24 protein-coding genes are annotated in these 21,921 nt (G+C 60.8%); 10 read left to right on the plus strand and 14 right to left on the minus strand.

The window, feature by feature from the left end; translation table 11 throughout:
- Positions 1-74 precede the first annotated feature (74 nt).
- Positions 75-1,946 carry an ATP-binding protein gene (locus ABFY71_RS09010; protein ID WP_347945675.1) on the plus strand — a complete coding sequence of 624 codons (1,872 nt, stop codon included), beginning with the start codon at positions 75-77 and terminating at the stop codon, positions 1,944-1,946.
- 12 nt (positions 1,947-1,958) lie between these two features.
- On the plus strand, positions 1,959-2,354 hold the full coding sequence (locus tag ABFY71_RS09015) for a response regulator (protein ID WP_347945676.1): 396 nt from the start codon (positions 1,959-1,961) through the stop codon (positions 2,352-2,354).
- Here the strand turns inward: ABFY71_RS09015 and ABFY71_RS09020 are convergent.
- Positions 2,351-3,622 carry an aminotransferase class I/II-fold pyridoxal phosphate-dependent enzyme gene (locus ABFY71_RS09020; protein ID WP_347945677.1) on the minus strand — a complete coding sequence of 424 codons (1,272 nt, stop codon included), beginning with the start codon at positions 3,620-3,622 and terminating at the stop codon, positions 2,351-2,353. The two genes, ABFY71_RS09015 and ABFY71_RS09020, sit on opposite strands and share 4 nt — an antisense overlap.
- Before the next feature lie 289 nt (positions 3,623-3,911).
- On the opposite strand from ABFY71_RS09020, the gene ABFY71_RS09025 reads away from it, so the two are divergent.
- Positions 3,912-6,311 carry an EAL domain-containing protein gene (locus ABFY71_RS09025; protein WP_347945678.1) on the plus strand — a complete coding sequence of 800 codons (2,400 nt, stop codon included), beginning with the start codon at positions 3,912-3,914 and terminating at the stop codon, positions 6,309-6,311.
- A 188-nt stretch (positions 6,312-6,499) separates the two neighbouring features.
- On the opposite strand, the gene ABFY71_RS09030 is transcribed toward ABFY71_RS09025, so the two are convergent.
- From ABFY71_RS09030 to ABFY71_RS09050, 5 genes are all read right to left on the minus strand, one after another.
- A complete protein-coding gene (locus ABFY71_RS09030; RefSeq protein ID WP_347945679.1) occupies positions 6,500-6,790 on the minus strand; it encodes an MTH1187 family thiamine-binding protein in 291 nt (96 codons plus the stop codon).
- A 7-nt stretch (positions 6,791-6,797) separates the two neighbouring features.
- Positions 6,798-7,532 (minus strand): ABC transporter permease, encoded by a 735-nt coding sequence (locus ABFY71_RS09035; RefSeq protein ID WP_305575680.1) that lies wholly within the window; start codon positions 7,530-7,532, stop codon positions 6,798-6,800.
- A complete protein-coding gene (locus tag ABFY71_RS09040) occupies positions 7,529-8,341 on the minus strand; it encodes an ABC transporter permease subunit (RefSeq protein ID WP_347945680.1) in 813 nt (270 codons plus the stop codon). Before ABFY71_RS09040 ends, ABFY71_RS09035 begins: the two co-directional genes overlap by 4 nt.
- A gap of 161 nt (positions 8,342-8,502) precedes the next feature.
- A complete protein-coding gene (locus tag ABFY71_RS09045) occupies positions 8,503-9,255 on the minus strand; it encodes a transporter substrate-binding domain-containing protein (protein ID WP_347945681.1) in 753 nt (250 codons plus the stop codon).
- Between the two features lie 56 nt (positions 9,256-9,311).
- Positions 9,312-10,109, minus strand: coding sequence for an ABC transporter ATP-binding protein (locus tag ABFY71_RS09050; protein WP_347945682.1), 798 nt, complete (start codon positions 10,107-10,109; stop codon positions 9,312-9,314).
- 182 nt (positions 10,110-10,291) lie between these two features.
- Between ABFY71_RS09050 and ABFY71_RS09055 the strand changes: the two genes are divergently transcribed.
- The gene (locus ABFY71_RS09055; protein WP_347945683.1) at positions 10,292-11,083 is read left to right on the plus strand and encodes a YdcF family protein; all 792 of its coding nucleotides are present in this window, start codon (positions 10,292-10,294) and stop codon (positions 11,081-11,083) included.
- Positions 11,084-11,153: 70 nt separating this feature from the next.
- Here the strand turns inward: ABFY71_RS09055 and ABFY71_RS09060 are convergent, their stop codons facing one another.
- Positions 11,154-11,948, minus strand: a complete 795-nt coding sequence (locus ABFY71_RS09060; protein ID WP_305575690.1) for a response regulator — start codon at positions 11,946-11,948, stop codon at positions 11,154-11,156.
- 189 nt (positions 11,949-12,137) lie between these two features.
- Between ABFY71_RS09060 and ABFY71_RS09065 the strand changes: the two genes are divergently transcribed.
- Positions 12,138-12,326: a NepR family anti-sigma factor gene (locus ABFY71_RS09065; protein WP_371136058.1), complete on the plus strand. Its 189-nt coding sequence runs from the start codon at positions 12,138-12,140 to the stop codon at positions 12,324-12,326.
- Between the two features lie 4 nt (positions 12,327-12,330).
- Positions 12,331-12,885, plus strand: coding sequence for an RNA polymerase sigma factor (locus ABFY71_RS09070; RefSeq protein WP_305575694.1), 555 nt, complete (start codon positions 12,331-12,333; stop codon positions 12,883-12,885).
- Here the strand turns inward: ABFY71_RS09070 and ABFY71_RS09075 are convergent.
- Positions 12,882-13,250 (minus strand): response regulator, encoded by a 369-nt coding sequence (locus ABFY71_RS09075; RefSeq protein ID WP_347945684.1) that lies wholly within the window; start codon positions 13,248-13,250, stop codon positions 12,882-12,884. The two genes, ABFY71_RS09070 and ABFY71_RS09075, sit on opposite strands and share 4 nt — an antisense overlap.
- Positions 13,251-13,447: 197 nt before the next feature.
- Between ABFY71_RS09075 and ABFY71_RS09080 the strand changes: the two genes are divergently transcribed.
- From ABFY71_RS09080 to ABFY71_RS09095, 4 genes are all read left to right on the plus strand, one after another.
- Positions 13,448-14,140 (plus strand): Crp/Fnr family transcriptional regulator, encoded by a 693-nt coding sequence (locus ABFY71_RS09080; protein ID WP_347945872.1) that lies wholly within the window; start codon positions 13,448-13,450, stop codon positions 14,138-14,140.
- Positions 14,141-14,142: 2 nt separating this feature from the next.
- The gene (locus tag ABFY71_RS09085; RefSeq protein ID WP_347945685.1) at positions 14,143-15,558 is read left to right on the plus strand and encodes a sensor histidine kinase; all 1,416 of its coding nucleotides are present in this window, start codon (positions 14,143-14,145) and stop codon (positions 15,556-15,558) included.
- A 22-nt stretch (positions 15,559-15,580) separates the two neighbouring features.
- Positions 15,581-16,498: a diacylglycerol/lipid kinase family protein gene (locus tag ABFY71_RS09090; protein ID WP_347945686.1), complete on the plus strand. Its 918-nt coding sequence runs from the start codon at positions 15,581-15,583 to the stop codon at positions 16,496-16,498.
- 139 nt (positions 16,499-16,637) lie between these two features.
- Positions 16,638-18,113, plus strand: coding sequence for a sensor histidine kinase (locus ABFY71_RS09095; RefSeq protein ID WP_347945688.1), 1,476 nt, complete (start codon positions 16,638-16,640; stop codon positions 18,111-18,113).
- An 18-nt stretch (positions 18,114-18,131) separates the two neighbouring features.
- On the opposite strand, the gene ABFY71_RS09100 is transcribed toward ABFY71_RS09095, so the two are convergent.
- The 6 genes from ABFY71_RS09100 to ABFY71_RS09125 form a co-directional block, all read right to left on the minus strand.
- Complete coding sequence (locus ABFY71_RS09100; protein WP_347945689.1) at positions 18,132-18,569, minus strand: hypothetical protein; 438 nt, start codon at positions 18,567-18,569, stop codon at positions 18,132-18,134.
- Positions 18,570-18,574: 5 nt separating this feature from the next.
- A complete protein-coding gene (locus ABFY71_RS09105; RefSeq protein ID WP_305575706.1) occupies positions 18,575-18,940 on the minus strand; it encodes an ElaB/YgaM/YqjD family protein in 366 nt (121 codons plus the stop codon).
- A 202-nt stretch (positions 18,941-19,142) separates the two neighbouring features.
- Complete coding sequence (locus tag ABFY71_RS09110) at positions 19,143-19,301, minus strand: DUF3309 family protein (protein ID WP_305575708.1); 159 nt, start codon at positions 19,299-19,301, stop codon at positions 19,143-19,145.
- Positions 19,302-19,342: 41 nt separating this feature from the next.
- Complete coding sequence (locus tag ABFY71_RS09115; protein WP_305575710.1) at positions 19,343-19,495, minus strand: hypothetical protein; 153 nt, start codon at positions 19,493-19,495, stop codon at positions 19,343-19,345.
- 141 nt (positions 19,496-19,636) lie between these two features.
- Positions 19,637-21,223: an FGGY-family carbohydrate kinase gene (locus tag ABFY71_RS09120; protein ID WP_347945691.1), complete on the minus strand. Its 1,587-nt coding sequence runs from the start codon at positions 21,221-21,223 to the stop codon at positions 19,637-19,639.
- A gap of 14 nt (positions 21,224-21,237) precedes the next feature.
- Positions 21,238-21,909: an HAD family hydrolase gene (locus ABFY71_RS09125; RefSeq protein ID WP_347945692.1), complete on the minus strand. Its 672-nt coding sequence runs from the start codon at positions 21,907-21,909 to the stop codon at positions 21,238-21,240.
- Positions 21,910-21,921: the final 12 nt, after the last annotated feature.

A 21,921-nucleotide genomic window follows, 5' to 3' on the forward strand; every position in this document is an offset into this window, starting at 1 on the left:
TAGTTTACGACTTCTAAAAGTGTTGTGCCCACTCTGCGGCGAGTACCGGCGTGAGGCGCAAAGTGAAAATTACGATGGCTTTCGCTAGAGTGGTGGACTGGTTCATCGCTCCGCATCTGGCAAAGGATCTGCACACGCGCAAGCGCGTGCAGATGTTCATTATCAGCCACATTTTCGGGCCGTTCATCGCGACACCCATTCCGCTGTTTCTGTGGTTTGCCGATCCTGATCCCTGGCCGCATGTGCTTATTCTGGCAGCAGCCATCTATGGTTTCTGGCCATTTCTGGCGCTGGTGAAGCTATTTCCGCGCGCCTATACGCTGCTGGCGATGGCCTCGGTGACAAACCTGTCCTTCTGCATCCTGTGGGGTACCTATAATTACGGCGGGGCCAGCTCACCATTCCTGGTGTGGTTCGTGCTGACGCCGCTTTTGGCGTTCATGTATATGGGCTCGAGCTGGACCGCCCGAGTGTTCGTACTGGCCCAGATCACGCTGGGTCTGGGGGGGTTGTACGGGGTGCACGTTTATGGCGATTTCCCCGAGCACATTGCGATCGAAAACATGGTGGTGGCCGGCGTGCTGTCGGCGCTGGGGGCCAATATCTATGTGTTCATGATGGCGGCCTACTACTCAAGCGTGGTGGACAGCCAGTCCGAGCTGATCAAGGAAATTGGCCGGCACCAATATACGTTGAAGGCCCTGACCAGCGCCAAGGACGAGGCCGAGCGGGCCAATAATGCCAAGTCCGACTTTCTGGCCAAGATGAGTCACGAGTTGCGCACGCCGCTCAATGCCGTACTGGGTTATGCCGAACTCCTGTTGGAGGACGCCGAACTGGACGGGCGTGGCGAGCAGATCGCCGATCTGCAAAAGATCAGCGCCGCCGGCAAACATCTGCTGGCCATGGTCAACGACATTCTCGATATCTCCAAGATTGAGGCGGGCAAGATGGCCCTGCACATCGAGAATGTGGATCTGCACGATTTGATCGACGAAGTTGCATCCACCGGCCGCTCGATGGCCGCCAAGAACAGCAACAGCTTCGTCATCGAGCGCGGTGACGATCTCGGGGTGATCCGTGCCGATGCAACCAAATTGCGTCAGGCGGTGTTCAACCTGCTGTCGAATGCCGCCAAATTTACCCATAATGGGACCATCACCCTGGCGACCAGGCGCGATGGGAGCTGGATTGAAATCGCCGTACTCGACACTGGTATCGGCATTTCCCGGGAGCAGCAGTCGATGCTGTTTTCAAATTTTAGCCAGGCAAATGCCAAGATTGCTGCGGTCTATGGCGGCACCGGACTTGGGCTGTCGTTGAGTCAGAATCTGTGCCGGCTGATGGGCGGTGAAATTGAGATTGAGAGCGAAGTGGGTCGGGGGAGCCGCTTTACCATTCGTCTGCCGGTGCGGGTTGAGTCAGCTGCGGCGGTGCCACAGAATAACTCAATGGAGGAGAAGCTCACGCCCGCGGAGAGAGAATTTCTTGACGAGGCCGAGGATGATCAGCAGAGTTCTGCTGGCAAGGCCGGGTCGAGCGAGCCTCTGGAGCACGACAAGCGCCAGCGGATTCTGGTGATTGATGACGACCCCAATTTTCTGGATTTAGCCGAGCGGCTGTTCGTCCGCGAGAATTACACGCCGATCTGTTCGGACGCGCCACAGTCGGCACTGCAACTCGCGCGAACCGTCAAGCCGGCTGCGATTTTCCTCGACATTCTGATGCCCGGGTTCGATGGTTGGGACGTGCTGGCGGCGCTAAAAGCCGACCCGGCGACGGCTGACATCCCCGTGATCATGATTTCCATTCTGGCGGAACGTGGTAAGGCGCTCGCCGCGGGGGCAGATGGCATTGTGATGAAGCCGTTGGACGCGGCAAAGGTGAAGGCAACTCTGGCCGTGCTCAAGGCAACACGCGGGCGCACCAAAGACGCCGCAGTTTAGAATGGATGGTGAATGGCTCTGATCCTAATTATCGAGGATAACCCGATCAATCGTGATGTGCTGGGACGCCGGCTGGAGCGGCGAGGCTTCGCCATTCGCTTTGCCGAGGATGGCCCTAGCGGCATTGCGGCCGCCAAATTGCTGATGCCCGATGTGATCCTGATGGATATCGGGCTGGGCGAGATGGACGGCTATGAAGCAACGCGATGCATCCGGGCCGATCCGGCGACCGCAGCCGTGCCAATCATCGCCCTGACCGCCAGCGCGTTTGAATCCGATCGCGTCAAGGCACTGGCTGCTGGCTGCATCGACTTCGATACCAAACCTGTGGATCTGCCGCGCCTGCTGGGCAAGATAGCGGCAGTCATGGGCACCAAGGCACCCATGGCGGCGACGGATCAGAACTAGACGCTTGCGTCCTGGGCACCGGGAAGCGCAATGGTCTTCTCGCCTTCGTGGCCCAGGCGATATTCAAGATCGGCGTCGCGCATGGCGCTGGCCAGGATGGTGACGACCTCCTCGATGTCCTGCCGGCTGTGCGATGCCATGACCTGGAAGCGGAACCTGGCGCCGCCTTGGGGAACCGCCGGGTATTCCACCAGATTGGCAATACCGCCTCGGGCCATCAGATGGCGCGAAGCGAAGCGCCCAACACCCTCCAAGCCCAGGCTGACGGGCACGATGGGCGATGGATCGCCGAGCACCTCCAGGCCGGCGCGGGACAATTCGGCGCGCAGGTAAAGGATATTGTCCATCAGTTTGCGGCGCAGGACGCGACCTTCCTCAGAGCGTACGATCTTGAGGGCGGTCAGCACCGTGGCAGCCTGCACGGGAGACAGGGCATTGGAGAAAGTGTGGGTGGCGCTGTAATATTTGAGATATTCGGCCGCAGCCCTGGTCTTGACGGCGATGAAGCCGCCATTGGAGGCGAAAGTCTTGGAGAAGCTGCCGATGATGATGTCGGCGCTCTCCATCGCGTTCTGCAGGCCAAGATGGCCAAGGCCATCATCGCCCACAGAGCCCAGATCATGGGCGCAATCGACCAGCAGGGTGGCATTGAACCGATCGCACAGCGCGCGCATGGCAGCCAGGTCGGGCGTATCGGAGTGCATTGAGAACAGGCTTTCGGTCACCACCAGAATACCGTTCTCGGTATCAGCGGCGCGGATGCGTTCCAGCTTGCGGGTCAGCGCGTCGAGGTTGAGGTGGCCGTGATAGTGAATGTTGCGGGTGGCGGCCTTGGCACCTTCCTGCAGACAGGAATGGGCGAGAATGTCGAGGACGACGTGGTCATCGCTGCGAACGAAGCCCTGGACCGAGCCATAGCCGGCCTGCCAGCCGGTGGGGTAGAGCACGATCTCACGACCGCCCAGAAACGCCGACAGAGCCTGCTCGAGCAGGAGCGAGTTGGTGGTGTTGCCCAGCAGCGCCGCGGATCCGGCGCTGTGCACGCCATATTCGCCAATGGCCTCGATCGCGGCCTGCTTGATGGCAGGGTGCGATGAAAGGCTCAGATAATCCTGGCTGGCGAAGTTGATACCCGCGAAGCTGTCGCCGGCGTCACTCAGGGCGTTACAGCGTGCCTGCGGCGCCGATGCGGTGGAGCGGGCGTAGGGCCACAGATCATGATCGCGGCGCAGATCCTGCCACTTATAGAAGCCGGTCACCCGCTGCATCAGATCTGTGCCTTGCGGTGAGCGAAAATCCCTCAGGCTTCCGGTCAAAGCAGCTTCAGGAACGGGTTTAAATTGTACACTCATTGACGCTCTCCACACGCGACTCGCCGGGGTCCCACGCGGCCGAACCTAGTGAGGCGGCTTGAATGGCGGCTTAACGTGAGTTGTTTTTTGTGGGATCTGGGCCTGCCAGAAACTGGGACTGTAGATGTGCCATTGTGACACGAATGAATGGCATGCGGGTCGCCAAACTCACGTAAAATTAAGGGCTTTCGTTCAAGCTCGCGGCATGAGTGTCACCGGCAAGACGGGCCTGATTTCCCTGGTCAATGGGTTCGTTGATCGCGCCATTGGCGCGGACGTCCTGCCATTGGCTGTGCGGCAGAAATTGCTGCGCCAGCAATTGGATTCAGTGGGCGTGATGATGCCTGCCATGCTGGGTGGCACGGTCGTGGTGTCAGAGGTGTTCTTGTTTCTGAGCTGGGGCGCTTCCGGGTTCTGGTTGCTGGCCGCTATCATTGGCTTGATCAACCTGCTGCAGGCGCACGCCGTGTTTCTGGCCTGGAGGTTCACCGCGCTGGAAAGCCGTCAGCAGGCAGGCATATCACCTGCGCGCACGGTGCTGTATGCGTTGTTGCTGGGCACGCTGTGGGGTGTGGTGTTCAATCTGTTGCCGGTTGACCTGAACAGCACGGTGCGGGGCGCCGCCACGATCGTGGCCGGCGGGCTGCTCTGTATCTCGATGATGGCGTTGGTGAATTATCCACAGGCGCTGGCGGCGTTCACCATCCCGCTGCTTGTCGGCGTGCTGGGGACGGCGATGGGGATCGGCTCTTCGCCTGACCTGTGGGTGCAGGCGGTGTTGCTGATGGCGTTCACCGCCATCATGGTGCGGATCACGTTCGACCACGCGGCGGCCTTTGTTGCGCATCGAGCCTCAGAGGGGCAGTTGCGCGAGAAGCGCGAGATTATCGGGCTGCTGCTGGGCGAATTCGAGCAAAGCACTTCAGACTGGATCTGGGGCTTTGATGCCCAGGGCGCGATCAACCGCATGTCGAGCGGCTTCACCGCGGCAACCAGTGTGGCCGAGCAAGAGTTGGTTGGTGCGGATTTCGTGTACTTCATGCAGGGTATCACGCCGCCCGACGACCCGCTCATGGGCCAGTTGGTACGCCATATCGCCGCGCAGGAGACATTTCAGGATATCGAGCTGCGTGTGACGGCAGCGGGGACGGACTGCTGGTGGAGCCTGACGGGCACCCCAGCGCGCGATGAGTTCGGCGCCTTTGTGGGTTACATCGGAACCGGTTCGGACGTCACCGGGCGCAAGCTGGCCGAGCGCCGTATGACGACCCTGGCCCATTACGACGCGATGACGGGTCTGTTGAACCGCAACAAGTTCACCGAACAGCTCAATAGCTGCGTGGGGCGACTGGAACGCTATGGTGCGCCATTCTCGGTGATGGTCCTGGATCTGGATCGGTTCAAGTCGGTCAATGACAGCTGGGGGCATTTGGCTGGCGACCGTCTGCTGGCGCAGGTGGCCAAGCGGATTGCCGGTCTGGTGCAGGAGCCAGGTCTGGCAGCCCGGCTGGGGGGCGATGAGTTTGCCATCATACTGCCCAATAGCGGCGATGCCGACAGCGTTGCCCGGCTGGCCGACCAGCTCATCGAAGAGGTCCGGCGGCCCTATCTTCTTGATGGCCAAGAGGTGAATATCGGCATGAGCATCGGCGTCGCCATGGCGCCGGTGAACGGCACGCGGCCTGATCAAATCTTGCGTCACGCCGATCTGGCGCTATACCGCGCCAAGGACGATGGACGCTGCGTCTACCGGTTCTTTGAAAGCGAGATGGACAATGCGGCGCGCGAGCGCCGGATGATCGAGGTAGAGCTGCGTGATGCCATAACCAAGGGCGAACTGGTGCTGTACTACCAGCCCATGGTGTCGGCTGAGGATGAGCAGCCGGTCGGGTTCGAGGCGCTGATCCGCTGGAACCATCCGGGCCGGGGCCCCGTGCCGCCGGCCGAGTTCATCCCGGTGGCCGAGCACTCCAATCTGATTGTTGATATTGGGGACTGGACCATCCAGCAGGCCTGCCTGACGGCCGTCGACTGGCCTGAACATTTAACCGTTGCGGTGAATTTGTCGGCCAAGCATTTCCGGCGCTCCGATGTTGCGCAGGTGGTGCAGAAGGCGCTGAACCAGTCTGGCCTGGCACCGGGCCGGTTAGAGATCGAGATCACCGAAGGTCTGTTGCTGGAAGACCCCGACGAGGTGGTGCGCAAGCTGGGCGAGCTGCGCGCGCTGGGCGTCATCATTGCCATGGATGATTTTGGTACGGGCTATTCCAGCTTGAGCCACCTGCTGAAGTTCCCGTTCGACAAGATCAAGATCGACCGCTCATTTGTTCACGCCTCAGGCGAGGATGACGTGGCGCGCGACATCCTCAAAGCCATCGTCGCGCTGGGTCGCACGCTCCAGCTCAAGATCACCGCCGAAGGCGTCGAGACGCGGGCACAGGCAATGTTTCTGGCCGAGCTCGCCTGCCACCAATTGCAGGGTTACTACTTTGCCCGGCCGCTGGACCCGGCCGAGATGCTGCATTATCTGCTGACCCGCGTGCCGGGGCGGGCAGGGGTGGTCAAGGCAGAAGCCGAGAGGCAGTTGGGGGCAATCGCCGGGTAGGCTGCGCGCAGATGCCCGAATCCGAAGGATCAGCTTGGCAATGCTGGCGCCTGGTTTGGCAGCCGGCAGGCGAACATGCGGGGACGCGTTGGCGGTGTCGACTTTGTAGCAATTGAGCGTGGCCGAGGCGCGGAGGTGTTATTGGCCAGCGTCATCTGGTGCCGTCCAATGGACATTGTTGTGGAATGCTACTGGTCGAGGCTGGCGAGTTTATCGGCCATGGATTGGGGTTTGTCGGTGCGGGTGGAAAATACCATGGTGCAGAATACCCGTTCGACGCCCAGCTCGGTCAGCCGGGCGGAGCAGGTCTCGACCAATGTGCTGACTGCGGCCATTTCGCCTTCGATATTGGTGCCATTGGCATGCATGACATGCACCAGGCCCGAGGCCTCGATGATGGTGCGGATTTCGCGCACATAGGCCGAGACCGATGGGCCTACGCCCATCGGGACGATGCATAAATCGGCGATGATTTTCATGGTGAGCCTATCTGATCCATTTGGGCATAAACCGCATGCGTGGCGCGGCCGGCATGTGCCGCATCAGCCGTTTATAGACCAGCCCGAACAGGAAGAAGATCACCAGCGAGACGGCGAGGAAATACAGCGCCGCTACCGAGAAGTGCAGAAAGGCGTTGTAGTCGCGCTCGAACAATTCCTTGGCGGTGATCATGACGTCCTTCTGCAGGCCGATCACCGGCAGCGCGAAATAGACAATGGCGGTGGCGTGGAACAGGAATACCACTTCATTGGTATAGGCCGGCCAGGCCAGACGGATCAGATTGGGCCAGACTACCTGGCGGAACTGCTGGCGCCGGCTCATGCCATAGGCGCGGGCGGCCTCGACTTCGCCGCGTGGCACGGCGCGCAGGGCACCATAGAAGATTTCGGCAGTATAGGCGGCCGTGTTCAGCGTCAGCACCAGCGGACCGATGAACAGGGGATGCAGCACGAACCAGGACAGGCCCAATGGCTTCCACAAGCTGATATTGAATGAAAGGGTCAGCGAATAGATCATGAAGAACTGGATGAACAGCGGCGAGCCGCGAAAGGCGTAGATGAAACCGCGACTAAGGCGCGATATCAGCGGATTGGCAGAGTCCTTGCCGAGCGCCAGAAACACTGCCGCCACGAAGCCAAGCGGGATCGAGGCCACGGCAAAGTAGATGTTGAACACGATCGCTGGCGCGAACAGGGCGAGTTCCTCAATGAACCAGGTCATGAGCGCGCCTCGCTCAGAATGCCGCGACCGGCGCGATTCATCAGCGCGTCAAACGCCTTTTCGGAGGCGAAGGTCACCAGGATATAAAAAACGAAGAGCACCAGGTAGTAGCGCCAGCGCCAGTCGTCATGGACCAGGCCGACCGCGGACAGATAATTGGGGGCGCCCAGCCGATCGGCCCAAAGCACGATATCGGCGATCTGCAGCAGCGACAGCAGCGAGGTCGCCTTGACGATCAGCATCCAGACATTGGAGAGGCCAGGCAGGGCATAGACCCACATCTGGCGAATGTGGACGCGCCACAGCACCTGCCCGGCCGACATGCCATAGGCGCGTGCGGCTTCAAGCTGGCCCTGGGGCACCGAGCGCATCGCGCCGTGGATCACATTGGTGGCGAAGGCGCCATAGACCAGGCCGAGCGAGACCGAGGCCAGGATCAGATATTCGGGCGTGCCGAGAAACCAGTTGGCCTCCTTGCAGGGCGGCCAGGTGGCGGATTGAGCGGCGAGGGTTTCTGGGGTGCAGACCTGGCTGGCCATGAACCATTCGACAGCCTGTTCGAAGGCCAGCGGAAAGAACAGGAAGAATAGTACGTCCGGGACGCCCCGCACGATAGAGGAATAGGTCGAGCCGATCAGCCGCAGCGGCAGGAAGCGAGAGTTCTTCAACGTAGCGCCGGCAAGACCGAATATCACTGCCAGCATGCCGCCGGCGAGCGCTGCAAAAATGGTGAACTGGAAGCTGGCATACCAGGTCAGGTGCTTGCCATTGGTCAGATAGCTCAGCCAGAAGGCGAGGTTGTCGCTCATGGGCTGGTCCAGATAGGCAAGATCATTGGGTTATCCCGAATGCGCTCGCTCCCCCGATGGGGAGCGATGGGTGGGGCTGTTACCGGCCTCCATCCCTGTGACGAAAACCCCGCCCTTGATCCATTCCCAAGGGGAGGGATCAAGGGCGGAATAGTCGGGGCTTACTGAGCGTAATAGGGGCCGCGACCGTCAAACCACTGAGCGATCAGCTTGTCCATTGTGCCATCGGCCTTGAGGGCGGTGATGGCATCATTCAGCTTGGTCTCAAGCGCGGCTTCGTCTTTGCGCAGGCCGGCAGCCATGCCATCGCCGATCATGATTTCGGGACCGATATATTCGATCGTGCCGTTGGAAGCAGCGACGATGGGGTCGACATAGGCGCCGTCGGCGAAGATGACGTCGAGATTGCTGGCGGCCAGATCGGCGACAGCCTGGTCGGCAGTGTTGAAGACGATAACCGTATTGTCCGCTGCCAGATTGTCCTGGGCGTAAGCCGCCTGGATGGTGCCGCTCTGCGCGCCGATGCGCACGCCCGAGAGATTATCAAAGTCGATTTCTGTGCCGGCCAGGGCCACATAGCGGGATGGATCCGCGGGGAAATATTCCTGGGTGAAGTTGATGGTCTGGCGGCGCTCATCGGTAATCGACATGCCGGCCATGATCACGTCGTAGTTGCCGGCGAGCAGGTTGGGGATGATGGAATCCCAGTCATTGGTGATAATTTCGCAGGTAAGGGCGGCTTGCGCACAGATCGCGTTGGCCAGATCAATCTCGTAGCCGGCGGGCTTGCCGCTGTCATCGAGGAAGTTCCACGGAGCGTAGGCGCCTTCTGTGGCGATGCGCACCGTCTCCTGGGCCTGGGCTGTGGTGCCGAGCGCAATGAGCGCGGCGGCGGCAAGAATGAGCTTTTTCATGGGTTTCTCCGTTGCGTGTTGCTTTTTGCAGGCGTCCATTGAGCGGACCCTGTCGCCTAGTCGTGTTTGGCGGCATTGAGGAACTGTTTTAGGCGCGCTGACTGTGTCGCGTCAAAGACCTGATCAGGTGTGCCCTCCTCTTCGATGGCGCCCTGATGCAGAAAGATTACCCGATCGGAGACCGAGCGGGCAAATTCCATGTCGTGGGTGACCAGCACCATGGTTCGCCCTTCATCGGCCAGCACCTTGATGACCCGCAGCACTTCCACTTCTAGTTCGGGATCGAGCGCCGATGTTGGCTCATCAAACAGCATGACGCGCGGATTAATGCACAAGGCGCGTGCAATGGCAGCGCGTTGCTGCTGGCCGCCCGATAACTGGGCGGGATAGGCATCGGCCTTTTCACCGATACCGACCTTGTCGAGCATGGCACGCGCCTCCGTGTCGACCTCGCTGCGGTCGCGCTTCTGCACGATCAGCGGCGCTTCCATGACATTTTCGAGGATAGTCAGATGCGCCCACAGGTTGAAGCTCTGAAACACCATGCCCAGTTCCGAGCGGATGCGGCGGATTTGGCGCTCGTCAGCAATCTGGCGATGGGGCGCATCGCCGCTCAGCTTGATTTCTTCGCCATCAATGCTGACCGAGCCACTATCGGGAACTTCGAGCATGTTGATGCAGCGCAACAGGGTGGATTTGCCCGAGCCGGACGAACCGATGAGCGAGACTACTTCGCCCTCACAGGCAACAAAGGAAATGCCCTTGAGCACTTCGAGTGCACCGAAGGATTTGTGCAGATCGCGAATGGCCACGACCGGCAATTTCTCCGCATTTGCGGCCGTAGCTTGCGCCATGCTCACCCAATGGCCTGCGCGAACAGGCGTCTACCCGACTGGTGGTTGCCTTTTTTTGAGGCTGGCAACCTTGACCGCCTGCAACAAAAGCAGAAGCAGAGGAGATAGCAAGCGGAAATCGCCATGGCTAGGCGGTACCGCATGCTGTATCGGCTGAGACGGGATGGCGGGAGGGCCGGGCAATGTTCTTTGTGGTGTCAAAGCTGTTCTGGCTGATGGTGCAGCCGATCAGCTTGAGTTTCGGCCTCGTGCTGCTGGGCGGTCTGCTGGTGACATGGGGGCGCCGGCGATTTGGGCTGATGCTGGGTAGTGCCGGTTTGATGGTGCTGGGGCTCAGCGCGTTCACCTCGCTGGGCTTTCTGCTGATCGCACCGCTGGAAGATCGCTTTGTTCGGCCCGCAGCCATGCCGCAGAGTGTAACAAATATCGTGATGCTGGGTGGGGCAACTGTGGGACGGGTGAGTGCGGCACGTGCCGTGGCCGAACTCAACGAGGCCGGCGACCGGCTGGTAGAGACATTGCGTCTGGCCCAGCTTTACCCGCAATCCAGGATCGTATTGAGCGGTGGCTCTGGCGCGCTGGGGGGTGAAATCGAGGCAGAGGCTGTCACCGCTGAGCGGTTTTTTGTTGCGATGGGCATAGCGCCGGATCGGGTGCTGCTGGAGGACCAGTCGCGCAATACGGTGGAGAACGCCCAACTGACCGCGGCGCTCCTCGGACCGGGATCGGGCGTCACTGTGCTGGTGACATCCGCATTTCACATGCCACGCGCCGTGGGATTGTTCCGCGCGGCGGGAATGACCGTTATCGCCTGGCCGGTGAACTATCGCAGCACGGGGGCCGAAATCATCGGGTTTGACCTGGTCAACCCGGTGCTCAACCTGACGACTACCGGCGTGGCGATGCGTGAATGGATCGGCCTGCTGGTCTACGCGGCCACCGGGCGGATCGAAAGCCCGTTCCCTGCGCCCTAGGCAGAAGGCCCGAGTTCAAAAAAGGACCGGCGAACCGGTCCTTTTTGCATCAATTATGGTCCAAGCAAACTCACGCTGCGGCGCGTGAGCCTTCGTCGAAGAACAGGGCCTGGCTGATCAGGGCCTTGACCATATCAGGGTTGAAAGGCTTGGTGACGAGGAACGTCGGCTCTGGGCGCTCGCCCGTCAGCAGCCGCTCGGGGAATGCGGTAATGAAAATTACCGGTACCGAATGGGTGTTGAGGATGTCGTTGACCGCATCAATGCCCGAGCTGCCGTCGGCGAGCTGGATATCGGCAAGGATCATGCGGGGCTGGTTCTTGGCGAACAGGGCGACCGCTTCCTTGTGGGTGCGGGCCACGCAGACCACCTTGTGGCCGAGGCTTTCAACCAGCTGCTCGATATCCATGGCGATAAGGGGTTCATCTTCGATGATCATGATTTCGGTCGCCACCTGGCGCGAAATCTCCATTGAAGCTTCGTCGATGAGCCCGGCGAATTCCTGATCGCTGACGCCTAGAATCTCGGCGGCCTGGGGATGGCTGAAACCTTCAACGGCGACCAGCAGGAAAGCCTGCCGCGGACGCGGGGACAAATTGGCAAGATTGCTGGCGGCGCGTTGTTCCCATGCATAGCTAGAAACCGGCTCGGGCACCGGTACGGACGATGTAGAGAACAATGCGGAGAACAGCTTGTAAAGCGCGATACGGTCATTGCTGGCGACCGGAAACAGCGAAATATCGGCAATCAACGCCTCAAGCGTGGCGGCGACATACGCATCACCTGAGGTTTGTGATCCGGTTACCGCCCGGGAAAACCGCCGAAGATAGGGTAAATGCGGCGCGATCCGCGTGGACAAAGTCATTAAATGAACTCCCAGTGACGCTTAAGGCTCGTGTAAGCTCGTCGTAGACACACGAATTTGCATAACGGAGCCGCTGATGAATAGTTCCGGCGCTTGCGGAACTTTTTTAATCGTGGCGCATTAGGCTACCAAATAACACTGATGGTTTCGATACGCATGAAAAAGGACAAACTTTTGAGCCAGCAACGGATGCGGACGCAGACGGCGGGGGCAGATGACGGGCTCGGTCCAAACACCGATATCGGGTCGCGTTTGCGTGCGCTTTATGGGGCCGTGCAGGACGAAGGCGTTCCCGACCAGTTGCTCGACCTGCTGGAAAAGCTTGATAGCGCCGAACAGCAGCAAAAAGCGACAAGCACACCCCGAGACGGAGAGTAACGGCATGACCGCCGAACCGACGTCTTTCAAGCGCGAGATGCTTGCCACACTGCCAAGCCTGCGCGCATTTGCGGTCTCGCTGACCGGAAAGCACGACAAGGCCGACGATCTGGTGCAGGACACCGTGATGAAAGCCTGGGCCAAGCAAACCAGCTTCGAGATGGGCACCAATATCAAGGCGTGGTTGTTCACTATTCTGCGCAACGAATTCTACAGCCAGATGCGCAAGCGGGGGCGCGAGGTGCAGGACACGGATGGCGTATTCACCGAACGGCTCTCGGTGCATCCACCCCAGTATGGCTCTATGGATATGCAGGATTTCAAAAAAGCGTTGGATCAGTTGCCAGATGATCAACGCGAAGCTGTGATCCTGATTGGGGCCTCGGGCTTTTCCTACGAAGAGGCCGCCGACATCTGCGACTGCGCGGTGGGCACGATGAAAAGCCGGGTCAGCCGCGCCCGCACGCGACTGCAGGACATCCTGCAGATTGTCGGTGAATCCGAGTATGGTCCGGATGCTGTCTCATCCCAGGTTACTACCCACAACCATTCATTCTAGGTGCGTTGATCGACAGCTGCGCCGATGGCGCGGCGGAAATCTTCTTCAAGCATCGGTTTGACAATAACAGGGGCGTCCGGGAAATCGGGATGCCCCTGCTGCATCGTGCTGTCGGCGGTAGTCACAATGAGGGCTGCGCCCGCTTCGTGCAGGCCGCGCAACAGGGCAGTGGTGGTGTGATAATCGTCGCCCAGCTCGACAATGGCCAAGTCAATGGAGGGCCATTGCTGACTGCAGGCGTGAGCCTCATGCGGCGAGCGGGCAAAGAGCAGTGCACCGGCTGACAGAGATTCGAGCATGGTCTGAATGTCGAGGGCGACTAGAAACTCTGCCTCGACGATGAGGACCGTATGTCCGTTGAGCATGCCAAATCCACCGCCAAAACCAGTTCAATGGGCGCGATCGATGACAGTGTCATTTAAATTTGACATGTCGGGGAACGCTTTGCCGGTCGGTCCGTTTGCTCTCTAATGCGTCTTCTTCAAGATCCCGGTGTCGCGTGAGTGTCGTTCTTCCCGCCCCCGGGCGCCGCGTGCCCTGTGAACAGTGTCCATTGCGCGCCATGCCCGGCTTCAGGCCGTTTGAAGCGGCAGAACTGCGCTTTGTGTCGACGTTCAAAACTGGTGAACTGGTTGCCAAACCTGGCGCGACCATAGTGCATGAGGGCGCGCATAGTTCGCACTTGTATACTCTACTGTCCGGCTGGGCGTTTCGCTACAAATTGTTGGCGGACGGGCGGCGGCAGATTCTCAATTATATTTTGCCAGGAGACCTGGTGGGGCTGCAGGGCTCCATAATGGACGTGATGGAGCACTCGGTAGAAGCGCTGTCCACTTTGGTACTGTGCGTATTTCAACGTGACCGACTCCCGGAGCTGTTTCGAAATCACGCCGGTCTGGCATTTGATATTACCTGGCTGGCATCGCGTGAAGAGCTCATGCTTGACGACCATCTGCTGAGCCTGGGGCGGCGGACAGCGATGGAACGCGCCGCCTATCTGCTGGCGTTCCTGCACCAGCGGGCAACCTCGGTTGGTCTGGTATCCGAGCGTAGCCTGCTGATACCCATCACCCAGCAGCATGTGGCGGATACGCTTGGCTTGTCGGTGGTTCATACCAACAAAACGCTGCGCAAGCTGGCCGATTGCGGGCTGATCCGCTGGCTGGATCGCGCGTGTGAGGTGATCGATGTAGACGGGTTGATGAAGCTGGCCGCTTGGGAAGGGTTGCCCGCAGGGCGGCGGCCACTGATATGAGCATGCCGCCAGAATCCGCGCCCGGCATGAAAACTCTTGCGGACGATCCGGGGCAGCTGCCGCGTATGATGCAGCGGTTGGCGTTGCTGGTCTCGCTGACATTGGTGGTGTTGGCGGTGATTGCCGCGCTGGTGCTGGTTCAGGGTATAGACCGGCAGATCGATGATGTGACGCGTACCCATGAAGTGCGCAACCATGCGCGCGAGCTGACGCTGTCGCTCATTGACGCAGAGAGCAGCGAGCTGGGCTATGTGCTGACGGGGGAACAACACTATCTCGAGGTTTATCGCCGATCCACGGCGGCTATCAGCACGCGGGCAAAGTCGCTGACTTCGTTGACCAAGCACGATCCGGAGCAGTCCGCCCGGTTGGCGGCAATCGTGGACGATATTGACCAACGCATGGTCGAGTTGAAACGCACTATGGATCTGGCGATGGCGCAGCGTATGCCCGAGGCGCGCGCCTTGCTGCTGAGCAGCGCCAGTGCGGGGCCGATGACACCGATGCGTCTGGCGCTTGAGCAATTCATCGGCGACGAAAGCCAGAAACTGCACGAGCGTAACCAGAGTATAGATCTGGCACGACTCTGGCTGGTTGGGGCCATTGTGGCGGCTTTGGCCGGAGCGGTTGCACTGGCCTTTGTGCTGTTTACCCGGGCCCAGCGCGATGTGCGGATGCTGGCGCAAAATCGCCGGTTGCTGCAGAGCGAGAACGAAGCTCTGGAAGCTCATGTGCGCGAGCGCACCCAGGCTGTCGAAGAGGCGCGCGAACACGCCGAGCGCGAACGGCAGCGGGTCGAGGCTCTGTTGCAGGATACCAGCCATCGGATTGGCAATTCGCTGGCGACGGTGTCGTCGCTGCTGGGCCTGCAACTGCTTCGCAGCGAATCTCATGAGGTCAAGCAGGCGCTGGAGGCCGCGCGGTCCCGGGTTCACGCCATTGCATCGGGCCATCGCCGGCTGCGTTTGGGTGATGATCTCGAAACCGCCAGAGCGGACGAGTTTCTTGAGGCGGTCCTGCAAGATATGGCCACTACCCTGTGCGATGCAGACGGGGTATCCTTGGTGGGTGAGTTCGAGCCAATTTTGATCAGTGCGCGAGATGCGACGACGATTGGCATATTGGTCGGCGAATTGGTGACCAACGCGCTCAAACATGCATTCCCCGCAGGGCGGGCAGGGCGCATTCTGGTTTGGCTCAAGCGGGACGCAACTGGCGTGCCAACACTGTCGGTTATCGATGATGGTGTGGGGATCGAGGGGAGCAGCCAGCCGGGCGAGGGCGGCCTGGGCTCGGTGATCATCAAGCAGTTGGCCTATCAGTTCGGTGGCGTGCCGGCGTATGAGCGGCGCCTGGAGGGCGGCCTGAAAGTGGTGGTGCCGCTGCCGGGAATTGAACAGCAGCAGGCACCAAATTGAATCCGGCTGGCGGAGTTGTCGCATGCACGTTGTAGCGGTGTTGAATCGCGATGGTGGGACGTTGCGGACCATGGATCTGGATGAACTCTGTGCGCAGGTACAGGCCGCATTCGAGGGACATGGCCATACCGTTGAATGCAAAATTGTGCCGGGTGATGAGGTTGAAGCGGCCTTGCGGCAGGCCGCAACCCGCACTGAGGTAGGCGCCGTTCTGGCTGGTGGCGGCGACGGGACGATTTCGACCGCCGCCGGAATCGCCTACGAAACGGGAATGCCGCTGGCGGTGCTCCCCGCAGGGACGATGAATCTGTTTGCCCGGGCGCTCAAGGTGCCCCTTGATCTGAACGAAGCGCTGGAGGCCCTGGCTGGAGGGAAACTGAGCGAGGTTGACGTGGCGACGGCCAATGGCCGCCTGTTCGTGCATCAGTTTGGCGTCGGGATACATGCCCGGCTGGTACGGATTCGCGAAGGCATGACCTATAGCAGCCGCGTGGGTAAAATTTTCGCCAGCCTGCGCGCGATTGCCGCCGCCGTGATCAGGCCGCCGGTCTTTGAGGTGGAATTGCACACCGCCAAGGGGATCGAGAGGCGACGGGTATCGGGCGTCGCCATCTCCAATAATCGGGTGGGTGACGGTCATATTCCCCATGCCGACCGACTCGATGCGGGGGTGCTGGGTGTTTATGTCGCTGCCCCGGTGTCGTCGTCAGAACTGGTCGCGCTGGCGACCGGTATCCTGCTGGGTACGTGGCGATCGAATGAAATGGTGTCGGAGACGGAAGTGACCGCAGTTACGTTGCGGTTTCCCAAGCGCAAACGCAGCGCACAGGCCGTGATTGACGGTGAACTGGTCAAGCTTGAACCCTCCGTGGAGTTGGCGATCCGGCCAGGCGCGCTGAGGGTGATCTTGCCCAAGCAAGATAAGGCGGCAGCGGCATGATCTTTTGGGAACTAATGGGACGTGAGCGACGTTCCCGTCAATTGTCCGATGGTTTCGACCGTCGGCTGGGCGCTTTGGGTAAGCAGGACGCGACGTGGTAGCAATAGGAGCCAATTTACCCGAGCAGGTCCAGAAGGTTGTGACTGACCCGAAGCGCCTTGCAGCAGTTTCGGCGTTTTTGGGGCAGGAAGGCGAAGCGGACGTCGATTTCGACCGGCTAGCGCGCGCTGTTGCCCATATCTTCCAAACCGAGTTCGCACTGATCAGTGTGGTGGGTCAGGATCGTCAGTGGCTCCGGGCGTGCTTCGGCTTGGCCGATTTGATTGACACCGACACGGAAATCTCATTCTGCACGCAGACGCTTGGCATGCCTGAGGACGAGACCCTGGTGGTTCTCGATGCGCATCAGGATGATCGATTTAAAGACACTTCGCTGGTCACAGCGTGGCCGTTCCTGCGGTTTTATGCTGGCGCACCGATCATCGTTGCGGGGCAAAAAATTGGCGCGCTCTGCGTGCTCAGCGCGACGCCGCGCGACAGCGTTGACCCCGAAATGATGACGCAATTGGTTGATCTGGCGGCGGTGGCCGCTGCGCTGTTTGCGCTCAAGGATGAAGCAAGGGTGCGTGCCCGGACGGCGGCAGCCCTGTTGCGCGAAGAATGGCGCCATGCGCTGACGCTCGAGGCCGGCAAGGTGGGTAGCTGGGTGTGGGATATTCGAACGGGTGAAGTCGCCTGCAACGAAACCTTCCGACGAATGTACAACCTGTCCGAAGCTGGTCCGATCCACATCGACCAGGTGCACGAAGCAACCCATGTGGGCGACCGTGCTGCGGTACAGGCGGGGATAGATGCCAGCCTGAGCAATGGGGTAGACTACAATGCCGAGGCACGGGTAGCGAGCACAGGCCGGTGGCTGACCATGCGCGGGCGCGTGTATCAGCGCGATACTGAAGGCCGGCCATTGATCATGATGGGCGCGAGCATCGACATCAGCGAGAGCAAGCAATCGGCCGAGCAGACGCGGCTTTTGCTGCGCGAGCTCAACCATCGCGTCAAGAATACCCTGGCCATGATCCAGTCCGTGGCGCGGCAGACGATACGACAAAACCCAGATCCAAAAGCCTTTATCGAGGCATTTTCAGGCCGTTTGCGCACGATTTCGGAGGCGCATGTACTTCTGGCCGATCGGGATTGGTCCGGCGTCCACCTGGATGAAGTCATTGCCGCCCAGTTTGGTCCAGGCTTCCGGGACAGGCCCGACCGCGCTGAAGTGAAGGGGGACGACATCATGCTGCCCGCCGATCATGCGCTTGGGCTGGGGTTGATCCTGCATGAACTGACGACGAATGCGCATCGCTACGGGGCGTGGTCGAGCGACGAGGGCGTGGTCAGCATTAACTGGACGCTCAAGGAGTACCCGGTGCGGGGGCTGACGCTGCAATGGCGGGAACGGGGTGGACCCCAGGTTGCGCCTGAACAGGAATATGGTCTGGGCGCGCGATTGATTGAGCGCGGGCTGAGCAAGGTGATCGACAGCGAAGTGACGCTGCAATTCCGGCCCGAAGGCGTAGCGGCTGATGTGTGGCTGCCGCTACCTACTGAGCCCGCCTGACGGCGGACCCAGCATTTCTCAATCCGGGTCGTTTTCGCTACTGCTTCGAATCAGCAAAAAAGCAGCCACTGCAGCCACCGGCAGGCCGATAGTGCGCAGCAGTGGCGAGCGTAGCACCATGGGCAGGGCGGAGAGGGCCGCCGTCGTCAACAAGGCATTGGTTTCGCTGGAGCGCCGCTTTTCCACGATTTCACGCTTGCGGCGGCCCTCACCAATACGCATGCCGGCATAGACCGCCAGCGCCAGCAGCAGAAATGTGCCGGCGAAGATCAGCGCGGCGTAAATGCCGCCGACGATCTGGGCCAGCGCCATAAAGCCGGCAGCGATCAGAAAACCTGCCCCCATCAAACCGAAGACGATGATGAAGGTGTTGACCACCACCGCATGCTTGATGCGGTCCGTGATATGGTCGACCTCAAGACCCAGCAGGCTTGCCAGTGGCACCATGAAGTTCATGGTGATCAGCGCCGCGACAGCAAAGCCAGAATGTAGCCAATACCGATGGCGCTCGCCACGGCGGTCAATGGCTTTTCGCGGATGGTGTCCTTGAGCTGCTGCTCGATTTCCCCTGCCTGCTCCTGAACATCGTCAATGACATGCTGACCCTGACGCTGCATATGGCGAAGCTCGCCCTTGGCAGTGTCGGTAGCTTCGTTGACCTTTTCGCTGCTCAGCTTTGCCAGCGTGGCCGCAATGGCCTTCAAGTCGGTCTGTAGCTGCGTGATCTGGTCTTCAAGCTGATCTTCGCGCGGCTTGCTGGCGGCGGCGCGGGCCCGGTTGGGGGTCTTGGTGGCGCGACCAGGCGCAAGATCGGATGTGGTTGCCATGAGATGCTCCTTTTAATGTCTAGATGTAACGCGGCAATGGCGCGGCAGTTCCCCGGCGCGGCAGAGATCAAGAAATGCACCCCGAACGCCAGAGGCGCAACGGAGTGCATTCAAGGCGGACGACGGGGGGCAACCGCGACCGCCGGGCGCGCTCCACTCTGGTGGACCCGGAAGCCGGGTGCGCCGTTTCCGGTATGGGGCGCTAGATGCGCCCCATCAGTACCAGTATGAGAACAACCACCAGCACGACGCCAAGAATACCGGAGGGGAAGTAGCCGAAGCCACGTGAGTAGCCCCAATTTGGCAGTGCGCCAATCAGTAGCAGTATCAGAATGATGACGAGAATTGTACCCAAGCCCATGGTCGTTCTCCGTTGGTAATGGATGATAGCAAAGGGGCGCTCTAGAGCATGGCGAGCATCAACCCAGCGGCAGTGGCAAGAATGACAAAAGCCGGGGCCAGCGCCTTGAGCACATTGCTGTAATGGGTCTGACCATCATAGCCTTCGGTCCAGGCCGTTGTCTGCTCGAGCGCTTTGAAATCGATATTTGTCATAACTGCCTCCGCTATAGCCGATAAGCAGACCGGGTCCGGTCATCATGCCGCGCAATGTTGCGCCTGGTCAAAGAACGGACGAAGATCAGATTTGGTTCCGTGATCGCAATTGCGTCGGCGCGTGAGATCGGAAATTGCCGATCAGACCATGGCGTCGATGGTCTGGCGCTGGGCGAGCATGGTGAGGAAAATCCGGTAATCCTTATCAAACTGCGAGCGGGCGGCCGGGTCGGGGGCCCTGGAGCGGCCGCCCTGCTGCATGGCGGCACACGCAGCATCAAGCGTGGGATAGAGCCCGGCGGCGGTGGCCGCGACCATGCCCATGCCGAGCAGGGTGGCATCCTTGGCGGCGGATTGCACGACCGTGCAACCGGTGGCGTCAGCATAAAGCTCCATCAACACAGCGTTCTTGGTGTGCCCGCCGGTGACGTGCAACGTGTCGATGGCATAGCCACGCGTGTTGAGCGTCTCCAGGATGTGGCGTACGCCCAGGGCGATGGATATTGCGGTGCGCCAGTAGAGGCGGCACAGCGAGTCGAAGTCGCTGTCGAGGGTCAGGCCGGAGATGACGCCCAGGGCGAAAGGATCGCCCAGCGGCGAGCGATTGCCGTGAAAATCGGGCAGGACATGCAGACGATCGGCCAGGCCGAGACCTTCGCGCTGCCGGAGCGCCATGATGCGTTGGGCGATGGTATGGTGCATCTCGGGCGTGGGTTCGCCGCCCGCCCCGTGCCAGCGAATAATGTGGTCGAGCAGCGCGCCGGTGGCGGACTGGCCGCCCTCATTGAGCCAGACACCGGGCAGGACGGCCCCGAAATAGGGCCCCCACACGCCTGCCGTGGGGCGGTCCTCGGCGGATAGGGCCATGACGCAGCTTGAGGTGCCGGCGATCAGCGCCAGATGGCGGTCGATGGTGCCGACATCGTGGGTGAAGGCGCCCAGCACACCCAGCGCCCCGGCATGGGCATCGATGAGGCCGGCGCCGACGCGACAGGCGGTGGTCAGGCCCAGATCGGCAGCAGCGGCTGCAGTCAGCGGGCCAAGATCGGTGCCGACCGGACTGGCCTGGTCCGGCAGGGCTGCCTTGTCCAGCATATCGGAGAGACCGACCTTGGCCAGGAAGTCTGGTTGCCAGCCGGATTCGGCGTGGGCGAGGTAGGTCCATTTGCAGGTGAGAGTAGACTGGCTGCGGGCCAGCGAGCCGGTCGCTTTCCAGGACAGGAAGTCGGCCAGGTCGAACATCATCCCCGCGCGGCCCCATGACTTGGGCATATGGCGCTTGAGCCACATCAGCTTGGGCACTTCCATTTCGGGTGACATGACGCCGCCCGCATAGGTGAGTACCTTGTGGCCGGTGGATGTGCATTCGTCTGCCTCTGCCAGTGCCCGATGATCGAGCCAGACGATGGTGTCCCAGCGGTCATCGCCATTGGTCGAGACGGTGACCGGATGCCCTTGTCTATCGCGGACGACGAGTGAGCAGGTGGCGTCAAAGCTGAGGCCGACGACGTGGCCGGGTTCAGCGCCAGCCCTGGTTATGGCCTCCCGCACGGCGGCGCAGACGGCGCGCCAGATCTGGCCGCTGTCATGCTCGGCATGGTTGGCATCGGTGCGATTCATGACGATGGCGTGCTCGGCCCGCGCGAGGAGCCCGCCCTCCGCGGTCAGCACGCCTGCCCGGGCACTACCGGTGCCCACATCCACTGCCACCAGGAGGTCAGTCGTCAAACCCAGCGCACCCTTTATTTCTGCCGCAGTGACCTTACTAGATCGGGCAGGGTGTGCATATCATCGAAAACACGATCCGGGGCGAGTGCTTCAAGGACCGGGCGCAAGCCGCTGGGCAGCGCGTGACTGCCCCCGACATAGCCAAACACCCGCATGCCGGCGCGTTTGGCGGCGATGATCCCGGCGGGGCTGTCTTCGATGACCAGGCAATTTTGGGGCGCGACCTGCATGGCGCTGGCGGCGTGCAGGAACAGGTCGGGCGCCGGCTTGCCGTTTGCGACCATGCTGGCTGAGTAGATGTGTGGCGCGAACCGGGCCAGCAGGCCGGTCAGTTCAAGGCTGAGATGGATGCGTTCGGGGGTGGAGGATGAGGCCACACAAAGAGGCATTTTGAGCTGATCGAGAATGGCCGGCAGACCGAGGCTGGCCCGCAGCTCCTGGCGATAAAGGGCGTAGAGGTCGGTGCGCATCGCCTGCAGGGCGGCGGAACCCAACGGTGCGCCGTGATTGTCGTGCAGGCTGGCCGAGATCGAGGCCAGTGAGCGACCGAGAAAATCGCGATAGGCGTCCGCAGGGGAAATGGTAATGCCTTGATTGGCAATGGCTTTTACCAAGATTCGCATGGCCAGTGGCTCGCTATCCACCAGCACGCCATCGCAATCAAAAATGACGAGGTCGATGGTCATGATCGGCGAGCC

Origin of the sequence: Devosia alba, assembly GCF_039938915.1 — a bacterium.
GTDB classification, from domain to species: domain Bacteria; phylum Pseudomonadota; class Alphaproteobacteria; order Rhizobiales; family Devosiaceae; genus Devosia; species Devosia alba.

Excerpts from the sequence above, each read along its gene's own strand:
- ABFY71_RS09010 (WP_347945675.1), top strand. The coding sequence starts at position 75 with ATGGCTTTCGCTAGAGTGGTGGACTGGTTCATCGCTCCGCATCTGGCA.
- ABFY71_RS09015 (WP_347945676.1), top strand. The coding sequence starts at position 1,959 with ATGGCTCTGATCCTAATTATCGAGGATAACCCGATCAATCGTGATGTG.
- ABFY71_RS09020 (WP_347945677.1), bottom strand. The coding sequence starts at position 3,622 with ATGCAGCGGGTGACCGGCTTCTATAAGTGGCAGGATCTGCGCCGCGAT.
- ABFY71_RS09025 (WP_347945678.1), top strand. The coding sequence starts at position 3,912 with ATGAGTGTCACCGGCAAGACGGGCCTGATTTCCCTGGTCAATGGGTTC.
- ABFY71_RS09030 (WP_347945679.1), bottom strand. The coding sequence starts at position 6,790 with ATGAAAATCATCGCCGATTTATGCATCGTCCCGATGGGCGTAGGCCCA.
- ABFY71_RS09035 (WP_305575680.1), bottom strand. The coding sequence starts at position 7,532 with ATGACCTGGTTCATTGAGGAACTCGCCCTGTTCGCGCCAGCGATCGTG.
- ABFY71_RS09040 (WP_347945680.1), bottom strand. The coding sequence starts at position 8,341 with ATGAGCGACAACCTCGCCTTCTGGCTGAGCTATCTGACCAATGGCAAG.
- ABFY71_RS09045 (WP_347945681.1), bottom strand. The coding sequence starts at position 9,255 with ATGAAAAAGCTCATTCTTGCCGCCGCCGCGCTCATTGCGCTCGGCACC.
- ABFY71_RS09050 (WP_347945682.1), bottom strand. The coding sequence starts at position 10,109 with ATGGCGCAAGCTACGGCCGCAAATGCGGAGAAATTGCCGGTCGTGGCC.
- ABFY71_RS09055 (WP_347945683.1), top strand. The coding sequence starts at position 10,292 with ATGTTCTTTGTGGTGTCAAAGCTGTTCTGGCTGATGGTGCAGCCGATC.
- ABFY71_RS09060 (WP_305575690.1), bottom strand. The coding sequence starts at position 11,948 with ATGACTTTGTCCACGCGGATCGCGCCGCATTTACCCTATCTTCGGCGG.
- ABFY71_RS09065 (WP_371136058.1), top strand. The coding sequence starts at position 12,138 with ATGCGGACGCAGACGGCGGGGGCAGATGACGGGCTCGGTCCAAACACC.
- ABFY71_RS09070 (WP_305575694.1), top strand. The coding sequence starts at position 12,331 with ATGACCGCCGAACCGACGTCTTTCAAGCGCGAGATGCTTGCCACACTG.
- ABFY71_RS09075 (WP_347945684.1), bottom strand. The coding sequence starts at position 13,250 with ATGCTCAACGGACATACGGTCCTCATCGTCGAGGCAGAGTTTCTAGTC.
- ABFY71_RS09080 (WP_347945872.1), top strand. The coding sequence starts at position 13,448 with ATGCCCGGCTTCAGGCCGTTTGAAGCGGCAGAACTGCGCTTTGTGTCG.
- ABFY71_RS09085 (WP_347945685.1), top strand. The coding sequence starts at position 14,143 with ATGCCGCCAGAATCCGCGCCCGGCATGAAAACTCTTGCGGACGATCCG.
- ABFY71_RS09090 (WP_347945686.1), top strand. The coding sequence starts at position 15,581 with ATGCACGTTGTAGCGGTGTTGAATCGCGATGGTGGGACGTTGCGGACC.
- ABFY71_RS09100 (WP_347945689.1), bottom strand. The coding sequence starts at position 18,569 with ATGAACTTCATGGTGCCACTGGCAAGCCTGCTGGGTCTTGAGGTCGAC.
- ABFY71_RS09105 (WP_305575706.1), bottom strand. The coding sequence starts at position 18,940 with ATGGCAACCACATCCGATCTTGCGCCTGGTCGCGCCACCAAGACCCCC.
- ABFY71_RS09110 (WP_305575708.1), bottom strand. The coding sequence starts at position 19,301 with ATGGGCTTGGGTACAATTCTCGTCATCATTCTGATACTGCTACTGATT.
- ABFY71_RS09115 (WP_305575710.1), bottom strand. The coding sequence starts at position 19,495 with ATGACAAATATCGATTTCAAAGCGCTCGAGCAGACAACGGCCTGGACC.
- ABFY71_RS09125 (WP_347945692.1), bottom strand. The coding sequence starts at position 21,909 with ATGACCATCGACCTCGTCATTTTTGATTGCGATGGCGTGCTGGTGGAT.